The 17578-nt window shown below is 66.5% G+C and carries 20 protein-coding genes; 8 read left to right on the plus strand and 12 right to left on the minus strand.

Going from position 1 to position 17578, the window contains the following annotated elements; all coding sequences use genetic code 11:
- The first annotated feature begins 17 nt into the window (after positions 1-17).
- Positions 18-341, plus strand: a complete 324-nt coding sequence (locus AC5Y4D_RS13455; RefSeq protein ID WP_499991711.1) for a putative quinol monooxygenase — start codon at positions 18-20, stop codon at positions 339-341.
- On the opposite strand, the gene AC5Y4D_RS13460 is transcribed toward AC5Y4D_RS13455, so the two are convergent.
- A complete protein-coding gene (locus AC5Y4D_RS13460; protein WP_499991709.1) occupies positions 334-1023 on the minus strand; it encodes a guanylate cyclase in 690 nt (229 codons plus the stop codon). The two genes, AC5Y4D_RS13455 and AC5Y4D_RS13460, sit on opposite strands and share 8 nt — an antisense overlap.
- Before the next feature lie 42 nt (positions 1024-1065).
- Between AC5Y4D_RS13460 and AC5Y4D_RS13465 the strand changes: the two genes are divergently transcribed.
- Positions 1066-1242, plus strand: coding sequence for a hypothetical protein (locus tag AC5Y4D_RS13465; protein ID WP_499944788.1), 177 nt, complete (start codon positions 1066-1068; stop codon positions 1240-1242).
- On the opposite strand, the gene AC5Y4D_RS13470 is transcribed toward AC5Y4D_RS13465, so the two are convergent.
- On the minus strand, positions 1194-2027 hold the full coding sequence (locus AC5Y4D_RS13470; protein ID WP_499991706.1) for an adenylate/guanylate cyclase domain-containing protein: 834 nt from the start codon (positions 2025-2027) through the stop codon (positions 1194-1196). The genes AC5Y4D_RS13465 and AC5Y4D_RS13470 overlap by 49 nt on opposite strands.
- 122 nt (positions 2028-2149) lie before the next feature.
- Between AC5Y4D_RS13470 and gnd the strand changes: the two genes are divergently transcribed.
- Positions 2150-3172, plus strand: coding sequence for a phosphogluconate dehydrogenase (NAD(+)-dependent, decarboxylating) (gene gnd / locus AC5Y4D_RS13475; protein ID WP_499944790.1), 1023 nt, complete (start codon positions 2150-2152; stop codon positions 3170-3172).
- Positions 3173-3247: 75 nt separating this feature from the next.
- Here the strand turns inward: gnd and AC5Y4D_RS13480 are convergent, their stop codons facing one another.
- From AC5Y4D_RS13480 to AC5Y4D_RS13500, 5 genes are read right to left on the minus strand one after another with little or no spacing between them, the layout of a single operon-like run.
- Positions 3248-4105: an alpha/beta fold hydrolase gene (locus AC5Y4D_RS13480; protein WP_499944791.1), complete on the minus strand. Its 858-nt coding sequence runs from the start codon at positions 4103-4105 to the stop codon at positions 3248-3250.
- A gap of 1 nt (position 4106) precedes the next feature.
- Positions 4107-4730 (minus strand): TetR/AcrR family transcriptional regulator, encoded by a 624-nt coding sequence (locus AC5Y4D_RS13485; protein WP_499944792.1) that lies wholly within the window; start codon positions 4728-4730, stop codon positions 4107-4109.
- The gene (locus AC5Y4D_RS13490) at positions 4727-5794 is read right to left on the minus strand and encodes an NAD(P)H-dependent amine dehydrogenase family protein (RefSeq protein WP_500037464.1); all 1068 of its coding nucleotides are present in this window, start codon (positions 5792-5794) and stop codon (positions 4727-4729) included. The genes AC5Y4D_RS13485 and AC5Y4D_RS13490 overlap by 4 nt, the downstream gene beginning before the upstream one ends.
- Positions 5791-6360, minus strand: a complete 570-nt coding sequence (locus tag AC5Y4D_RS13495; RefSeq protein WP_500037386.1) for a nuclear transport factor 2 family protein — start codon at positions 6358-6360, stop codon at positions 5791-5793. The genes AC5Y4D_RS13490 and AC5Y4D_RS13495 overlap by 4 nt, the downstream gene beginning before the upstream one ends.
- Before the next feature lie 9 nt (positions 6361-6369).
- Entirely contained in the window at positions 6370-7233 is an 864-nt protein-coding gene (locus AC5Y4D_RS13500; RefSeq protein WP_500037387.1) for an SDR family NAD(P)-dependent oxidoreductase, read from the minus strand.
- A gap of 135 nt (positions 7234-7368) precedes the next feature.
- On the opposite strand from AC5Y4D_RS13500, the gene AC5Y4D_RS13505 reads away from it, so the two are divergent.
- The 3 genes from AC5Y4D_RS13505 to AC5Y4D_RS13515 all read left to right on the plus strand — a co-directional run bounded on the left by AC5Y4D_RS13505 (position 7369) and on the right by AC5Y4D_RS13515 (position 10046).
- Positions 7369-7842 (plus strand): VOC family protein, encoded by a 474-nt coding sequence (locus tag AC5Y4D_RS13505; protein ID WP_500037388.1) that lies wholly within the window; start codon positions 7369-7371, stop codon positions 7840-7842.
- A gap of 66 nt (positions 7843-7908) precedes the next feature.
- On the plus strand, positions 7909-8811 hold the full coding sequence (locus tag AC5Y4D_RS13510) for an alpha/beta fold hydrolase (RefSeq protein WP_500037389.1): 903 nt from the start codon (positions 7909-7911) through the stop codon (positions 8809-8811).
- Between the two features lie 8 nt (positions 8812-8819).
- Complete coding sequence (locus AC5Y4D_RS13515) at positions 8820-10046, plus strand: WS/DGAT domain-containing protein (RefSeq protein ID WP_500037465.1); 1227 nt, start codon at positions 8820-8822, stop codon at positions 10044-10046.
- A gap of 3 nt (positions 10047-10049) precedes the next feature.
- On the opposite strand, the gene AC5Y4D_RS13520 is transcribed toward AC5Y4D_RS13515, so the two are convergent.
- Complete coding sequence (locus AC5Y4D_RS13520) at positions 10050-10655, minus strand: winged helix DNA-binding protein (RefSeq protein WP_500037390.1); 606 nt, start codon at positions 10653-10655, stop codon at positions 10050-10052.
- Positions 10652-12130 carry a pyruvate, phosphate dikinase gene (locus AC5Y4D_RS13525; RefSeq protein ID WP_500037391.1) on the minus strand — a complete coding sequence of 493 codons (1479 nt, stop codon included), beginning with the start codon at positions 12128-12130 and terminating at the stop codon, positions 10652-10654. The genes AC5Y4D_RS13520 and AC5Y4D_RS13525 overlap by 4 nt, the downstream gene beginning before the upstream one ends.
- A gap of 123 nt (positions 12131-12253) precedes the next feature.
- On the opposite strand from AC5Y4D_RS13525, the gene AC5Y4D_RS13530 reads away from it, so the two are divergent.
- A complete protein-coding gene (locus AC5Y4D_RS13530; protein ID WP_500037392.1) occupies positions 12254-12766 on the plus strand; it encodes a DoxX family protein in 513 nt (170 codons plus the stop codon).
- A gap of 13 nt (positions 12767-12779) precedes the next feature.
- Here AC5Y4D_RS13530 and AC5Y4D_RS13535 read toward each other — a convergent pair whose 3' ends face one another.
- Positions 12780-14150 carry an HNH endonuclease signature motif containing protein gene (locus tag AC5Y4D_RS13535; RefSeq protein ID WP_500037393.1) on the minus strand — a complete coding sequence of 457 codons (1371 nt, stop codon included), beginning with the start codon at positions 14148-14150 and terminating at the stop codon, positions 12780-12782.
- Between the two features lie 111 nt (positions 14151-14261).
- Positions 14262-15611 (minus strand): flavin monoamine oxidase family protein, encoded by a 1350-nt coding sequence (locus AC5Y4D_RS13540; protein ID WP_500037394.1) that lies wholly within the window; start codon positions 15609-15611, stop codon positions 14262-14264.
- A gap of 127 nt (positions 15612-15738) precedes the next feature.
- Between AC5Y4D_RS13540 and prpD the strand changes: the two genes are divergently transcribed.
- Complete coding sequence (prpD, locus tag AC5Y4D_RS13545; protein WP_500037395.1) at positions 15739-17244, plus strand: 2-methylcitrate dehydratase PrpD; 1506 nt, start codon at positions 15739-15741, stop codon at positions 17242-17244.
- Positions 17245-17287: 43 nt separating this feature from the next.
- Here prpD and AC5Y4D_RS13550 read toward each other — a convergent pair whose 3' ends face one another.
- On the minus strand, positions 17288-17578 hold the full coding sequence (locus AC5Y4D_RS13550) for a WXG100 family type VII secretion target (protein ID WP_499943958.1): 291 nt from the start codon (positions 17576-17578) through the stop codon (positions 17288-17290).

The raw sequence follows: 17578 nt of genomic DNA on the forward strand, positions 1-17578 counted from the left end.
GCCGTTATCCTGCGGGAATGATCTTCATCGTCGTCAAGTTCGAATCCAAACCCGACTGGACGGACCGTTGGCCGGAACTCGTCGCGTCCTTCACCGAGGCCACCCGCGCCGAAGAGGGCAACCTGTGGTTCGAATGGTCGCGCAGCCTGGAGAACCCGGCGGAGTACGTGTTGGTCGAGGCATTTCGAGACGGTGACGCGGGCGGAGTCCACGTCAACAGCGATCACTTCAAGAAGGCAATGCAAGAACTGCCCCAGGCGCTGGCGACCACGCCCAAGATCATCAGCCAGACCTTGGACGCGACGGGCTGGTCGGAGATGGGGGAGATGAAGGTCAGCTGACCGCGATCTCCTTGCCGAGCTCGTAGCCCGGAGCCAGCGGCAACGAGTCACCGCTCCAGAACTTGCCCGGGTCGAACCAGTTGGTGTCCTTGTCGGTGACGAGCAGACCCATCTCCTCGTAGGTCACCGCGACCGTCTCCGCGCAGTACGCCGTGGCCATCCCCATCTTGCGCTCTTCTGATTTGCGGCGCTCGGTGTGCTCGCGAACCTTCCTGTCCAGCAACGGGATTCCACGGAACCAGTCGTTGACGGTGGGCAGCCGGCCGCGCAGCCAACGGCCCGTCAGCCGCGCACTGGTGGGAAACGCCGTGCCGTTCATCCGGGCGATCACCCGCAGCAGGGCATCCTCCTGCTCGCGGTTGGCGTACGGCGTGAGCTGGCGCAGCCAGCAACGCTGGTGATAGTTCTGGGTCCACCGCTCGAAGACCTGCCGAGCGTCGTTGAGCTGCACGCCGCGCTGATTGGTGCCGGTCCACACGTCGAGGAGCTTGTCGCCCAATTCGGCATGCCAGATCAGCGGCGGCAGGTCGTCGATGGCCACCGTCATGCCGACGTGGTTCACCGGAGCGTTGGTCAGCGTCTGAATCGCACGGTCGGGTCGCGAGACGCCGCGAAACAGCCACAGGTCGCCGGTTCGGGTTTCGGCCAGCGCTTGATCCAGGGTGAGCGTGCTCGAGTCCACCAGAGCACTCTAGGCAGAGACAGGCAGCGATAGCCTGTCCGGATGCGCAACATCTGGAAGTGGATCGGGCTGGCCGGCGCCGCGGGCGTCGTCGCCGGCGGTGCGCTGGTGGTGCGTGATCAACGCAAACGCCGCGCGTACACGCCGGACGAAATCCGGGCCCGGCTGCATCAGCGATTGGCCGAATCGGGTTCGGACTCCACCGCGAACAACCGGTAACTGCCGGAGAAACCTTTGAGCTCGACCTCGCGGCCGTCGTCGAAACCGATGTCGTCGCAGTCCACCACGGCATCCCGCACCGGTTCGCTGACCAGGATCTCGCCGCCTTCGGCCTGCGCGGCGACCCGGGCCGCCATCGCGACGTTGCGGCCGAACAGGTCGTCACCGCGGCGCACCGAGCGCCCCATGTGGATGCCGATGCGCACCCGAATCTCCTGGTGGCGCTTGCGTTTTCCGTCTCGCAGGATGGCGTTCTGCACGTCGCGACCACACCGCACCGCCTGGTCGGCGCGGGCGAAGGCGACCATGTAGCCGTCGCCCTGGCTCTTGACCACGTGACCTTCGCGCTTTCGCACCCGCTCCTGAACCAGCTTGTCGTGCGCGCCGATCAGCTTGACCCAGGCCCGGTCGCCGATCCGTTCATTCAGCGCGGTGGACTCCTCGATGTCGGAGAACAAGATCACCACGCGGCCATCCTTGGTGACTTTCGCCAGATCCGGCCGCTCCACCTCGGCCCAGTCCGCCAGGTCCTCGATCGAGCTGCGCACCGCCGCCCCGAAACCCTCTTTGCGTACCAGGTTGGCGGTATTCCATACCTGTTTGACGGCCTCGCGGCCACCTGACCAGAGCCGGGTGCGGACGTCGGCCCGATGCTGAAGTTCGGCCAGTTCTTTCCGGCTGCGGTCCAGCAGACGCCACAGCACCACCAGTCCGACGGCCTCGCCGACCGCGATTCCACCCAGGATGTAGACCACGATCTGCAGCGCATCACCCATGCCGAACATCCTGACAGCCTGTCGCAGCGCTATCTCGGCGGCCCGATCATGTCTAGGGTTTGTCTACGACGGGAACCCGCAGATGTGTTGGTGATTCTTGGAACTGCCGGTGACGGCAGGAAGGAGACAAGATGCAGCTGGGCATGATCGGTCTGGGCAGGATGGGTGCCAACATCGTGCGCCGCGTGGTCAAAGCCGGCCACGAGTGTGTGGTGTACGACAACAGTCCTGACGCCGTCAAGGCGATGGCCAAGGATCAAAACACCACCGGGGTCGCCTCTTTGGAGGAGTTACGCGACAAGCTCGCCACTCCACGCCTGGTCTGGGTCATGGTCCCCGCGGGCACCATCACCACCGGGGTCATCGACGAACTGGCCGGCATCCTGGAACCCGGCGACATCGTCATCGACGGCGGCAACTCCTACTACCGTGACGACATGCGACACGCTAAGACGTTGTCCGAGAACGGGATCCGGTTGCTGGACTGCGGCACCAGCGGCGGTGTGTGGGGGCGGGAACGGGGTTACTGTCTGATGATCGGGGGTGACACCGACGCCTTCGAGCACGCCGAACCGATCTTCGCCAGCATCGCACCAGGAGTGAACGCCGCCGAGCGGACCCCGGGGCGCGAGGGCAAGGTCGCGCAGGCCGAGCAGGGTTATCTGCATTGCGGTCCGGCCGGCGCCGGGCACTTCGTGAAGATGGTGCATAACGGCATCGAGTACGGGATGATGGCCTCGCTCGCCGAGGGCCTGAACATTCTGCGCAACGCCGACATCGGCACCCGAATCCAGGAAAGCGACGCCGAGACCGCGCCGCTGTCGAATCCGGAGTTCTACCAATACGACTTCGACATCCCGGACGTGGCTGAGGTGTGGCGACGCGGCAGCGTCATCGGCTCCTGGCTGCTTGATCTCACCGCGATCGCGCTGCACGAATCGCCGGACCTGAAGGAGTTCTCCGGGCGGGTCTCGGATTCGGGGGAGGGGCGCTGGACTTCTATCGCGGCGATCGACGAAGGCGTTCCCGCCCCGGTGCTGACGACGGCGCTGCAGTCGCGGTTCGCTTCGCGCGACCTCGACGACTTCGCCAACAAAGCGCTGTCGGCGATGCGCAAGCAGTTCGGCGGGCACGCGGAGAAGCCGGCCAACTGACTACTCACCCGCCGCCGAGTGTGAATTCTGCGACGCATCTAGCGCGTGTCGCGTCGTGCAATTCCCACTCGCGCGTCAGGACGCTCGTTCGACGAATGCCACCACGACTTCGCTGAACGCATCGTTGTCGTCGCCGGCCGCGGTGTGCCCCGCGTTGGACAATTCGGCGAACTCCGCACCCGGCACTTGGCTCAGAAAGTGTTCGACGCCTTCGGGACTCACCACGTCGGACAATTTGCCCCGGATCAGCAACACCGGGATCGTCAGGTTCGCGGCCGCCTGCTCGAAGCCCTCGGTGCGCAGTTCCGGGTCATCGCCTGGCTTGGTCATGAACGCCGGATCCCAATGCCAGTACCAGCGGCCATCGCGCAGGCGCAGGTTCTTCTTCAGACCTTCAGGGCTGCGCGGTTTGGTCCGGTGCGGCAGGTACGCCGCGACGGCGTCGGCGGCCTGCTCGAGCGTCTCGAATCCGTCGATGTTGGTCATCATGAAATCCCGGATCCGGGCGCTGCCGTTCTTCTCGAACCGCGGCACCACGTCGACGAGCACCAACTTGGACACCCGTTGCGGGCCGGCGCGGTCGGCGACCAGGATGCCGGTCAACCCGCCCATGCTGGCCCCGATGATCACCACCGGGCGCCCGATCGCGTCGAGAACGTGCAAGACGTCGGCGGTCAGCGTCTCCACGTCGTAGTCGGCGTCGGGTGCGCGGTCACTGTCGCCGTGCCCGCGGGTGTCGATCGCGATCACGTGGTAGCCGTCGTCGCCCAGGATCTGCCCGGTGTTCTTCCAGGAGAACCGATTCTGGCCGCCGCCGTGCAGCATCAGGATCGTGGGCCGGTCGGAATCGGTTGTGCCGCCGTTCCATTCGTCGGCGATCAGGGTGATCCCGTCGACCCCGGAGAACTCGACGGTCTGGGGGGTGCTGGTCATCTCAGGAGTCTCCTTTGATTCGGTGGACGGTCAGGTATGCGCTGATGACTTCGACGAGCATCTGTCGGTCTCGGGTGCTGTCCAGCGGCTTTGGCCACGTCAATTGCAGGGCAACCAGACCACGGATGGTGCTCCAGATGAGGTTGCCCAGCCGGCTCGCCTGCGCGGGAGCGATGCCGGTGCCGAGGTGCTCGCCGATCTCGGTCATGCGGGCGGTCATCGCGGTCAAGTGGGCGTTGGCGGTGGCGGTGCGGGCGCCGCGGGTGGCGATCAGGATCTCCAGGGCGGCCATCGACGTCGGGCTGGAAAATGCGCGCCATACCGCTTCGACGACGAACGACGGGCGCTGTTCGGGCCGAATCCGCTCCACTTGGGCGGGTAACTCGTCCAAGGTGCGCAACAGATCCTCAAACCCGTTGTCCACCACGGCCATCAAGATCCCGTCCAGGTCACCGAAGTGGTATTGCACTGCGCCCCAGGTCAATCCGGCGCGCTCGGTGATCTGCCGGATGCTCGGCGGGGCGAACCCCTCCTGCAGGATGTAGCGAACGGTTTCGTCGATCACGGTCTGCCGGCTGCGCTCGGCGCGGGCCTGCGCGCCGGACGTCGGTCTACGCGCTGTCACCACATCACGTCGCGCAGGTGATCGAGCGGCCTGAGGTGGTGGGCGGCCAGGATGCCGCTCGGCGCGCGGCACACCGCGTCGATCGAGTTGACCACCCGCGCCGCCGTGGCGATCACACCACCTTCGTTGTGGTCGATCGCCCCGCCCAGGTGGGTGTTGATCTCCACACCGGGGCTGCCCTCGACAACCACGCGGTGCACGCCGAGCCGGCCGTCCGGAGGATAGGGCCAGTCAGGGGCGGTGGCCGCGCCGAGTCGGTTGACGTGTTCCATGGTGATCACGGTGCGGCCGTTGTGCACGCCTTCGACCCCGAACCGCACGGCGGCCACCTGTCCCGGGTCGACGTGCATCATCACGCAGTCGATGGGCTCCGGTGTCACCCACTTCTCGCAGCGCTCCCGTATCTCGTCGAGTTCGACGCCCAGGTCCTGAGCGAGGCTGCGCACCTGCACGCCCCACATCGACGTCAGCACGCCGGGCGCGAACATGATCGGGGTGTGATCCGGCGAAGTGCCGAAACCGAAACTCACACCGGTGAATTCAGCGTCGTCATAGCTGGCGTAGTCGCAGATCTCCTGCACGGTGATGCCGGTGGCGCGCTCGGTCAGGCTCAGCGCGGTGTAGGCAAGGGTGTCGCCGGAGAAGCCGGGGTCGACGCCGTTGACGTACAGCGTGGCGTCGCCCTCGGCGCAGGCCTGTTGCAGCGGTTCGCGCAACCACCGTCCGGCCTGTTCCGGCGCGACCAGCCACACGAACGACGAGCCGACCACGTTGGTGCCGGACCGCAGGAAGCGGGTGATCTCCGCGAGAGCCTCTTGCGGCCGGGTCTCGGCCTGCGAGGTGTAGACGACGCAGTCGGCGCGCAGGCCAACCAGAGCGTCGACGTCGTCGGTGGCCGTGATGCCCGTCGGCGTCGGCAATCCGCACAGTTCGGCGGCGTCGCGCCCCACCTTGTCGGCACTGCGCGCGTGCACACCGACCAACTCGAGTCCGGGCCGCTCGATCAGCATGCGCAGGGCATGCCGGCCGACATTGCCCGTCGAAAATTGGATGACCCGCCTCATGTCAGGGTCGTCGGGATCGGCCATAGCGGCGCCGGCATTTCGGCCCACGACCCGTAGTGTCCGGGTTGTTTGCCGCCGCGGATGGCGACCATGCGCGCGTCGAGTTCCGGGGAGTTCCTGCCGTCGCGCAGGATGTCCAGCATTGCCGCCGTCGCCATTCCGACGTCGAAGATGTCGCGCTGCCAGGACCAGCTGCGCTGTCCGCTGTACTGAAACCAGCTGCCGCCCAGTCCCTGGATCTCGTACGGCTCGCCATCAGGTGAGGTGAAGGTGGACAGCTGGCGCCACAGACCGAACGCCTGTCCGGATCGGTCGTCGAAAAGCACTGTCTGGTATGGATATATCCAGCCCTGGAAGCCCAGCATCTCGGTGCCCAAGGCGAGGTCGCGAATCTCGTCGCGCCCGTTGGCCATGAACTGGTCGGTCGGCGAATAGGACCAGCCATAGGTGGCGTCGGGCTCGTAGAAGTCGGCCATCACACCCCAGTCGCCGGAGTCCTGCGCCTGACGGTTGACATCCAGCCAGGCCGTCCAGAAATCGTCGAAGTCGTCTCTGTCGTACGACATTTCAGCTCCTCACAGCAGATCGGTGATGGTCTTCAGGCCCGCCTCGTACAGCACGCCCGGCAACATACCGCCGTCGATCTCGATGGTGGTGCCGTTGATGAAATCGGCTGCGCCCGAGGCCAAGAAGACCACCGTGCGACCCACCTCGGCGGGTTCGCCGCCCCGCTTCATCGGGACCTTGGCGAAGTATTCGGTGCCGGTCGGGTCATCTTTGTCCAGCACCAACGCGCGGAAGTTCTCGGTGATCGTCGGACCTAGCGCCACACAATTGACCCGCACCTTGGGTCCCCACTCCTGGGCTAGCGACCGCGTCATGTGGTTCAGGCCCGACTTGGCCGCGCCGTAGGACACCAGCGTGGGTGAGCCCGCCGGATGACTGGCGCCGCTGGAGACGTTGACGATGCACCCGGTGCCGTCCTGGGTCTCCATCTGCCGGTAGGCGCGGATGGCGAACCACATCGGGCTGATCAGATTCATCTGCACCGCGAACGCGTGGAACAGCGCGGTGCGTTCGAAGTCGTCGTCGCTGCGTGGTGCGCCCTGCAGGCGCTGCACCAGCTTCGGAACGTCGTCGACGTGCGGCGTCGGCACGGTGCCGCCGGCGTTGTTGACCAGGATGTCGATGCGGCCGTAGTCGTCGGCCACCTGCTGCACGAACGCGTCGATGGCGTGGTAATAGCCTTGGTCGCAGACCATTTGGGCGCTGCGACGAGCCCACTCGGGTTCGGCCTCGACACCGGGCAGGGCCGGTAGCGCGCTTCGCGAGCACCCGACGACGGTGGCTCCGGCGCGCAACAACTCGTGCGCGATGCCCACGCCGACGCCGCGGCTGGTGCCGGTGACGACGGCGACTTTGCCGTCCAGTGAGCCCACCCGTCAGATGATTACAGCTGTAATATTTTTCGGCAAGTGTCGGCCTGTGGAGATTGCAATCTGGGCGTGCGCGATGAGTTTCCGTCCTCCTGCGGGTCTATCCCGGTGGCAGAAGCCAAACGACAAGGAGGCGACATGCCGGCTATCACGCCCGCATTGTGGTTCGACGACAACCTCGAGGAAGCGGCCGAGTTCTACACCTCGGTGTTCCCGAACTCGCACGTCGAGGGGTACACCAAGTACACCGAGGTGGGGCCCGGCGAGCCCGGCTCGACGGCCTACGGGACGTTCGTGCTCGACGGCACCCGGTTCATGGGCATCAACGGCGGACCGCACTTCAAGTTCGACGAGGCGGTGTCGTTCATGGTGCATTGCAAAGACCAGGACGAAGTCGACTACTACTGGGAGAAGCTGACCGACGGCGGCGAGGAATCCGAGTGCGGTTGGCTCAAGGACCGCTTCGGCCTGAGTTGGCAGATCGTCCCGGACCGGCTCCTGGAACTGGTCAACGATCCCGACCCGGCGCGCGCAGCCGCGGCCACCAAAGCCATGCACGGGATGAGCAAGGTCATCGTGGCCGATCTCGAAAAAGCCGTCGCGCAAATATAAGCGGGACTTCTGCTCTCCTCGGCTGCCCATTACGTTGGACTGAGCGGTCGATGAACAGGAGTCGTGTTGTCCGAACCACGCTGGGTCGACGTCAAAGGCCCCAACGGTGACCTCAAGGCCCTGACCTGGGGTCCCACCGATGCTCCGATTGCGTTGTGTCTGCACGGCTTTCCCGACACCGCCTACGGTTGGCGCAAGATCGCGCCGCGACTGGCCGAGGCGGGTTGGCGGGTGGTGGCACCGTTCATGCGCGGGTACGCGCCGTCGTCGATTCCTGCCGACGGCAGCTATCACATCGGGGCGCTGATGGACGATGCGTTGCGGGTGCGAGCGGCCGCGGGCGGCTCCGAGCGTGACGTGATCATCGGCCACGACTGGGGTGCGATGGCTGCCGGCGGCCTGGCGGCGCTGCCCGACAGTCCGTTCGCCAAGGCGGTGATCATGTCGGTGCCACCGGCCGGCGCCTTCCGGCCGTTGAGTCAGGTGCCCGACCGTGGCCGGTTGTTCCGCGAGATACCACCACAGCTGGTGCGCAGTTGGTACATCAGCTACTTTCAGCTGCCGTTCCTGCCGGAACGGTCGGCGTCGTGGGTGCTGCCGCTGCTGTGGCGACGGTGGTCGCCGGGTTACCGCGCCGACGAGGACCTGCGCCACGTCGACGCCGCGATCGGTACGCCGGAGAGTTGGCGCGCGGCGCTGGGACCGTACCGCGCCACGATTCGCAACACGCGCCCGCCGGCGCAGTATGCCGAACTGCACCGGCACTGGACCGAACCACCGAAGTTGCCGACTCTCTACCTACATGGTCACGACGACGGTTGCATGACACCGGCTTTCGCGCGCTGGGTGGAACCGGTACTGCCCGCCGGCAGCGAACTGGAAATCGTCGCGCACGCTGGTCATTTCCTACAGCTCGAACAGCCGGAAAAGGTTGCCGAGTTGGTGCTGGGATTCATCGGTTCCCCTTGACGACGCGGATGGCGGCCGTCGACGCCCAGTTCTACTGGATGTCGGCGAAGGTCCCCAACGACGAGTTCTTGCTGTACGCGTTCGACGGCGTACCTGTTGATCTGGAGGGCGCCATCGAGGACGTCCACCGGCGGGCCCGTGCGTGTCCGGACTTGGCGGTGCGCGCCGAGGACGACTGTGCCGTCCGCTATCCGCGTTGGGTCCCATCCGGCGTCGGACCCGAGTGCACGGTTCGCCACAGCGCGCCGGACGGCTCCTGGGAAGGCTGCCTGGCGGCGGTGGCCGGCTTGGGCGACAGTCAGCTCAGCCGCAACGGGATGCCTTGGCGGCTACATGTTTTCGCCCCGGTACGTGACATTCCCGGTGTGTCGGGACCCGGCACCGTCGTCGTCATGCAGGCTACGCACGCGTTCGGTGACGGCCGGCGGGTCGCGGCGCTGGCGGCCCGGTTGTTGGGGCGGCCCGGTCCGGTGCCTGCAGTGCCGAGGCATCGGCCGGGTCTGGTGCCGTGGCGCGCGGTCGACGCCGTTCGGACCCATCGGCAACTCGTCGCCGACACCGCGGCTGGGCTGTTGTCGCCGGGGTTGGGGACCCGCCCGCCACAGGCTACGAATGCGCGGCCCCAGGGTGTGCGGACAATCCGCACGTTGGTGCGTCGTCGTTCCCAATTGGCCGGTGCCACCGTGACCGTCGTGGTGCTGGCCGCGGTGGCCAGTGCGATGTCGGAGTTGCTCGGCGATCCCGTCGACTCGCTGGCCGCGGAGGTGCCGATGGCCAAAGCCGGCACCCGCCTCGGCAATAACCATTTCGCCAATGTGGTGGTGGGGCTCTACCCGCGACTCGGCCACGCCGACCGACTGCGGCGCATCACCGCAGACCTGGCGAATGCGCGTCGCCGCCTCGAGCACCCTGCGGTTCGGACCGGGGACCGAGCGTTCGCCACCGTGCCGGCGGCGTTGTTGCGTTGGGGCGTATCCCAATTCGATCCCGATGCGCGACCGGCGCAGGTGGCGGGCAACACGGTGGTGTCCAGTGTCGATCGCGGAGCCGCCGACCTGCGCTTCGGGGACGCTCCGGTGGTGCTCACCGCCGGCTACCCTTCGCTGTCGCCGGTGATGGGTCTGACGCACGGGGTGCACGGCATCGGCGACATGGTCGCGGTCAGCGTCAACGCGGCCGAGTCGGCGGTGCCGGATGTGGGCGCCTATGTGCGCCTGCTGGACGCGGCGCTGTAGTTACTAGCCCGCGTCGCCGGATCTGGCGGCTTGTTCGCGGGTCAGCCCGGCAGCCAGGATCAGTTCCTCGTGCAGTTCGAACCACACGGTGTGATAGGAGTCGATGAGAGGCCTTGTCAGCCATAGGGTTTCACCGGCCTTGACCTTCGCCAGCGCAGCGTCCAACTTCGTCGGATACGCCGACAGGCGCGGCAGTTGCGCGGTGAGGGTCGCCATGATCGGCGCCAGTCTTTGGTGCACGTCGTCGAGACGCGCCAGCACCGCGACGTCGTAGGCGGCGTCCTCATGGTTGTTGGGCTTTCCGTCCCTGAGCTGCCAGTCGGTGATCAGCGCCTTGAAATCGCTGTTCACCACATGGAATTCGTGGTAGGTCCGGCTCAGGACAGCTGTGTCGGCGCTGCTGCGCTCGGCGGCGAGCAGGTCGGCGAGGTGTGTGCGGCCCGTCGGCGTGATCCGCACCGTGGGCCCGGCTGTGAGCAGGCCGTCGGCCGTCAACCGGTCGATCGTCTCCGCGACATCGGCCTCGTCGGCGCGCAGGGTCGCGGCCAGGTCAGTGGCGGTTACCCGGCCCTTGAGCCGAACAGCTTGCAGCACAGCCAGATCGGTCATCGGCCGGCCTGGGCTCGTCGGGCGATCTCGGCCAGCTCGCGCAGCTCGGGGGAATCATGCTCGGACCATGCGGTCAGCGGCAGAATGCCTTGCCGCACTTCGCCTTCGTAGCCGTCGACGGTGATCGGTCGGCCGGCCAGTGCCGAGGCGACGCCGTGGCCGCAGCCCACCACGGCAACCCGGTCGAGTTCGCGGCTGACCACGGCCGCATGACTTGCGGCTCCGCCGACCTCGGTGACGATGCCTTGGGCGGCCAGCATGCCCAGGACGTCCTCGGGGCGGGTGTGATCGCGCACCAGGATGACCTGTTCGCCGCGGCCTGCGGCATCGAGTGCCTCGTCGACGTCGGTGTATGCCACGCCCGTCGCCACACCCGGGCAGGCGGGTAGTCCTTTGGCCAAAAGCGGTGCAGCCAAGCGCGTTTCGGGCTGCAGCGACGGTCGAAGCACGGCTTCGACGTGGGCGGGCGTCACCCGGCGCAAGGTTTCGGCGTCGTCGATGAGATGTTCGCGCCGCAGCTGCAGCGCCAGTCGCACCGCGGCCTGCGCCGACCGCTCGGCGGCCCGGGTCTGCAGCAGCCATAGTTTGCCGTCTTCGACGGTGAACTCGATCTCCTGGACGTCGCCATGGAGGCGTTCCAGGCTGCGGGCGGCGGCGATCAGTTCGTCGAAGACGCCCGGTTGCTCGTCCCTTAGTGCGGTGATCGGCTCGACGTCAACCAGTCCGGACACCACGTCGTCACCCTGGCCGCCGGGCAGCCATTCACCGAACGGCTCGTCGGCCCCGGTGATCGGATTGCGCGACGACAGCACTCCGGCGCCGGAATTGGGCGGGCGGTTGCCGAACACCATCGCCTGCACCACCACTGCCGTGCCCCCGCCGTCGCCGCGGCCGTAGTGCTCGCGGTAGGCGACGGCGCGCGGGGAGTTCCATGACTCGAACACGGCCTCGATGCCGGCGCGCAGCTGTGCATAGGGGTCGTCCGGGGGACCCGATCGGTCACCCACCACCCGCTGGTACATGGTGACGAACCGTCGGCGGGTGTCGCGGGCAAACGACTCGGCGCCGGGCGTGGTCAAGGCTTGCTCGACGGCGTCGTTCATACCCAGGTCGAGGATCGTGTCCATCATGCCGGGCATCGACTGGGTGGCCCCCGAGCGGACGCTGACCAGTAGCGGCCGCGGTCCTCGACCGAAGGTGCGCGAGGTCTGCTCTTCCAGCCAGCTCATCCGGTCGAGGACGTCGTCCCAGATCGCGTCCATCGTCGGCTGGGGGTCGGCCAGATAGCGGACGCCGACCTCGGTGCTGATGCAGAAGGCCGGTGGTACCGGCAAATTGTGCCGCCGCATGGTGTCAATGCCGTGGCCCTTGTTACCGAGGATCTCCCGGGGTTGGTTCGCCTGGCCGTCCAGCAGGACAACGGTGTCGGGCAGGGTGTCGATGCGTGAACCACGGCCCCGCGTGGCACGAGCCATGATGCACCCCCTTGTTGGTTGACCTGCCCGATTGGTTGCGCGGGCAAACACCGGAACGTCCGCAATGGTCCCACACCGGCGGGTCCGCGCTACCGTCACGAGCGATGATCTAGTTTGAACGGTATGAACGCCATCGATGTCGGGTTACTGATTCTGCGGCTGGTACTGGGTCTGACATTGGCCGCGCACGGCCTGAACAAATTCTTCGGCGGCGGGCGAATTCCAGGCACCGCGCGGTGGTTCGAGAGCATCGGCATGAAGCCCGGGAGGTTCCACGCCACCGTGGCCGCTTCCACCGAGACGGCCGCCGGTCTGGGCTTGGCGGCCGGGCTGTTCACGCCGATCCCCGCGGCGGGCTTCGTGTCGCTGATGATCGTCGCGGCCTGGACGGTGCACCGCGCCAACGGCTTCTTCATCGTCAAGGAGGGTTGGGAGTACAACCTGGTGTTGGCGCTCAGCGCCGTCGCGGTCGCCACGGTGGGCGCGGGCAAGCTCAGTCTCGATTACGTGATCTTCGGTGACAAGCTGTGGTTCCCCGGCTGGCCCGGGCTGGCGATCTCGCTGGGTCTCGGGTTGGCCGGTGCCATCGGACAGCTGCTGATCTTCTACCGTCCGCCGGCGGCGCAGGCGGGGTAGCGCGACCGCTCCGCTAGGGCCCGTCGTCGTCCTCGTCGTCGGGTATCAGCAGTTTCTCGGGGTGGTGGAATGTGTTGATTCTGGGTTGGCCGTGGTCGAGGTGTGGTGGTGGGATCCATTCGGTGTGGCCTTGGGTGTTGGTGCGGGTGGTCCAGCCTTTTTCGGCCAGTCTGTTATCGGGGCCACAGGCCAGGGTGAGGTCGTTGATGTCGGTGCGGCCGGTTTTGCGCCAGGCGGTGACGTGGTGGACTTCGGAGTGGTAGGCCGGGGCGTCGCAGCCGGGTCTGGTGCAGCCGAGATCTTTGGCGCACAGCATGATCCGCTGGGCCGGGGAGGCCAACCGTTTGGCGTGATAGAGGGCTTGGGGTTTGGCGCCGTCGAAGATCGCCAAATAGTGGTTGGCGCCGCCGCCGGCCATGCGGATCAGATCACTCATGGGTAGGCGGGAGCCGCCGCCGGTGCGCGCCCACCCGCTAGCGGCTTCCAGTTCTGCCACGGTGGTGGTGGCGATGATGGTGACCGGCAGGCCGCGATGGCGGCCCAGTTCGCCGGAGGCCAGCAGTGCGCGTAGCCCGGCCAGCAGCGCGTCGTGCTGGCGTTGGGGTCCCGAGCGGGTATCGCGCTGCGCCTCCTCGGCGTCGGGTTCGCCGTCCACCCGTGGTGCCTCATCGTTCGGGTTACACATCCCGGGTGCGGCCAACTTCGTCCACGCCGCTTCGATCGCGGCCCGCAGCTCGGGGGTGACCAGCCCGCTCAGGCGCGACATCCCGTCGAACTTCTGCTCACCCAGCACCAGGCCGCGTCGGCGGGCGCGTTCCTCCTCGCTGTAGTTGCCGTCGGGGTGCAGATAGGCCATTACCTCCTGGGCATAGGTCTGCACTTGTTCGGGCCGAAAGTGGGTGGCTTTGTCGACCAGGTCGGCTTCGGCGTCCGCGCGGGTGCCCGCATCGACCGTGTCGGGCAGGTGCGCCAGGAATTTGCGGATCAACCTGATGTGTTCATCACCGATGAGCCCGGCACCTTGAGCGGTCGCGGTCGCGGTGAGCAGCGGCCCTAGCGCCTCCCCGGACAGCGCCCGGCGCGCCCCAAGGTCTTTAGCTTCGGCGATACGGCGGCCGGCTTCGGCTTTAGAGATCCGCAACCGGTCCGCCACCGCACTACGCAGCTTGCCCCCCAACTCCTCCTCGCCGGCTTGGGCGGCGAGTTGGTTGATCACCGCGTGCTGGGGCGTGCGCAGTTGGCGCGCCGCCCGCTCCAGGCGCTCCAGAGCCCGCATCCGCTCCGGGGTGGTGAACACCTCAAAAGACAACGCGCACAAACGATCCACATCCGCATCGAGTGCGTCGAAGACCTCCACTATCTCTTCACGCGTGCTCGCTGCCATACCTCAAATTCTAGGAACCGGCACCGACAACTCCCCGGCACCGAAGGCGCCCCTGTGGATAAAGCTCCAACTGTGGATAACCCAGCGCCACAGAGGATTTCGCCGCAGAGCCTAATCCGCCGCCTGCACCTCGGCCGCCGCCCGCTCTCCGGACCGAATGGCACCGTCGATCCACCCGCACATCACGGCCGCGCTCTCGGTGCCGGCCCAGTGCACACGGTCGCACGGTGCCCGCAGGGCCGAACCGAACTCGGTCAGTACGCCGGTGCCGGTGTGACTGATCATCCCGCCGCCGGAATACCGCTCCTGAGTCCAGTTCTGTTCGTGGTACTCCGCTGGCGTACTTGCCTTTTCGCCGAACCGGTCGACGAGCTCACCGATGACGATCGCCCTGCGTTCGGCTTCGTCGAGCTGGGTGAGCCGCCGAGCTGCGGGTCCTTCAATGATCGCGCACATGATGCCTGGATCCCCGGTGTCGGTGCAGGCGTCGATGCTCAGCGTCACCGGAGTGCCCGGCGCGGCCGACTGCCCCGAGAAACCGTCGGCCCGCCAGAACGGCTCGGCGTAGACGACGGAAATCTTGATAACCGCACCGCTTGGCATGCGCTGGTTCAGCATTGCGCGGTCCACCGGCAGCGTCGGTTCGTAGACGATCGAACTGGCGATCGCCATCGGAATCGCCACGATCACCCGTCGCGCGCGCACTGTCAGACCGTCGGCGCTGACCGTGACCCCGTCGGCGTCCTGCGAGATCTCGCGCACGGGACGCGACAAGTGCAGCGCATCGCCGATCTCGGCCACCATCGGTCGATAGATGGCACCCATCCCGCCGACCGGGCGGGCATCCTGAGAGCCACCCTTGCCGCCGATGACGAAACCAGGACCACCGCCGGAGGACATCTGCAGCAACATCCACAGCATCGACACCTCGGACGCCGTGCAGGTGTAGGTACCGCCCAATGCCATGTCCAGCATCTCGCGGGCCGCTGCGGACGGCACGTTGCGTTCCAGCCAGCCGCCGACGCTCATTCGGTCCCACTCGGCGGCATCCTTTGCCGTCCAAGGGGTTTCGCGGGGCACCGCCTTGCACATCTGTTCCACCCGCAACAGCGCCACGCCGAGATTGGCCACCGCCCAAGGGCTCATCGTCCACGGCAGCTTGCCGCCGTAGCGGTGTTTCTTGCCGTCCACGACCATCATCGCGTCACCGTCGTTGTGCTGCTTGTATTCCGGTACGCCGAACTCTTTCATCATCGCGTAGATCCGGTCCTGGCCCGGGCCGATCCAGGCGCCCCCGCGGTCGATCCACACCCCGTCGTCGCGGGTCACGGTGAAGGTGCGGCCACCGACCCGATCGCGGGCCTCTAGCAGAGCCACCGAGCGTCCCGCTTGTTTCAACCGCAGCGCGGCCGTCATCCCCGCGAATCCGGCACCTACCACGCAATAGTCGACATCCGTCATGCCTGACTCCCTTGATGACCGCGGCACGTCCCAGCAGGAAGCTACACCGATAGAAGTGTGAGTTGGCCCGCTTCTCCGAAGATTGCGGTTGCGGGCCGGCCGATCGACATCTGCATACTGTGCGACTGTGCGTATCCACGACGTTCGAACACGGCGCAGCGCGGACGATTTTCCCCGCAATGAGCAGTTGGCTTGGAAGATCGCGGAGGTCGCTGCGGACCCGGTGGCCGTCCCTGCCGATGCCGAGTCCATGGTGATCAACCGGATCATCGACAACGCCGCGGTGTCGGCGGCCTCCTTCCTGCGCCGTCCGGTCACCGTCGCACGGTCCCAGGCGCTGGCACATCCGGATACGGCACGAGGAGCCAAGATATTCGGCGTCGACGGCGACTACGCGCCTGAGTGGGCCGCTTGGGCCAACGGGGTCGCGGTCCGCGAATTGGACTACCACGACACGTTTCTGGCCGCCGAGTACTCCCATCCGGGTGACAACATTCCCGCTCTGGTGGCCGTGGCCCAACATCTGGGTATCGGCGGTGCCGACTTAATCCGTGGCATCGCAACGGGTTACGAGATCCAGGTCGGGCTGACCAAAGGAATCTGTCTGCACGAGCACAAGATCGATCACGTCGCACACCTCGGACCGTCGGTGGCGGCCGGGTTGGGCACCATGCTGAAGCTGGACAAGGAGACCATCTACCAGGCGGTAGGCCAGGCGTTACACCTGTCCACGTCCACCAGGCAGTCGCGGAAGGGATTGATCTCGAGCTGGAAGGCCTACGCTCCCGCCTGGGCCGGCAAGGTCGCCATCGAAGCCGTCGATCGCGCCATGCGCGGGGAAGGTGCGCCGGCACCCATCTGGGAGGGTGAGGACGGCGTGATCGCCTGGCTGCTGTCGGGACCTGGGCATACCTACCAGGTTCCGTTGCCTGAGCCGGGCGAGCCCAAGCGCGCCATCCTGGACACCTACACCAAAGAACACTCGGCGGAATATCAGAGTCAGGCTCTGATCGACCTGGCCCGCCGGATGCGTAATCGGATCGGCAACGCCGAGCAGATCGCCACCATCGTGCTCTACACCAGCCACCACACCCACTACGTAATCGGCACCGGCGCAGGCGATCCGCAGAAGATGGATCCGGACGCCTCGCGTGAAACGCTGGACCACTCGGTGATGTACATCTTCGCGGTGGCTCTGCAGGACGGTAGTTGGCACCACGAACGGTCGTACGCATCGGAGCGGGCGCACCGACCGGACACCGTCGAACTGTGGCACAAGATATCCACCGTCGAAGACCCGGAGTGGACCAGGCGATATCACTCCAGCGACCCGCTGGAGAAAGCCTTCGGTGCCCGTGCGGAAGTGACCATGCAAAACGGGGAAGTGATCGTCGACGAGATCGCCGTTGCTGACGCGCACCCATTGGGCGCCAAGCCATTTGAGCGTCAGGACTACATCGGGAAGTTCTCCGGCCTGGCCGAGGGCGTCATCGCCCGTACCGAGCAGCAACGGTTCCTGACGGTGGTGGACGGTCTCGCTCAGCAGCAGCCGGGCACGTTGGGCGCGCTGAACCTACTGGTCGATCCGGAGGTGCGAGCCATGGCGCCGACGATCCCGGCCGGGATCTTCTGACGAGGCACCCGGATTCACGAGACTGTCGGACAGCAACCGATGGCTAGCCGCCCCACTTGGCGGCTTCGGCACCGTCGCGGGCCAGCATCGCCATGGTGTTGGCCTCGTGGGTGCTGGCCATCGACTGATAGGCCCGCACCAGGTCCTCCATGGCCTGGTTCCACTGCACCTGCCAGGCCTGATACGTCAGCCCGGTGTCACCCTGCCAGGCGTTTTGCAACGCGGCCTGCTCGGCGGAGATGTCGGCCCCCAAACCCGTCATGGTGCCGGCATAACCCGCCATGTCCCCGGCATGAGCGAGCATCGCCGGGTAGTTGTACATGATCTGCGACAT

This window comes from Mycobacterium sp. NGS67, assembly GCF_059812185.1.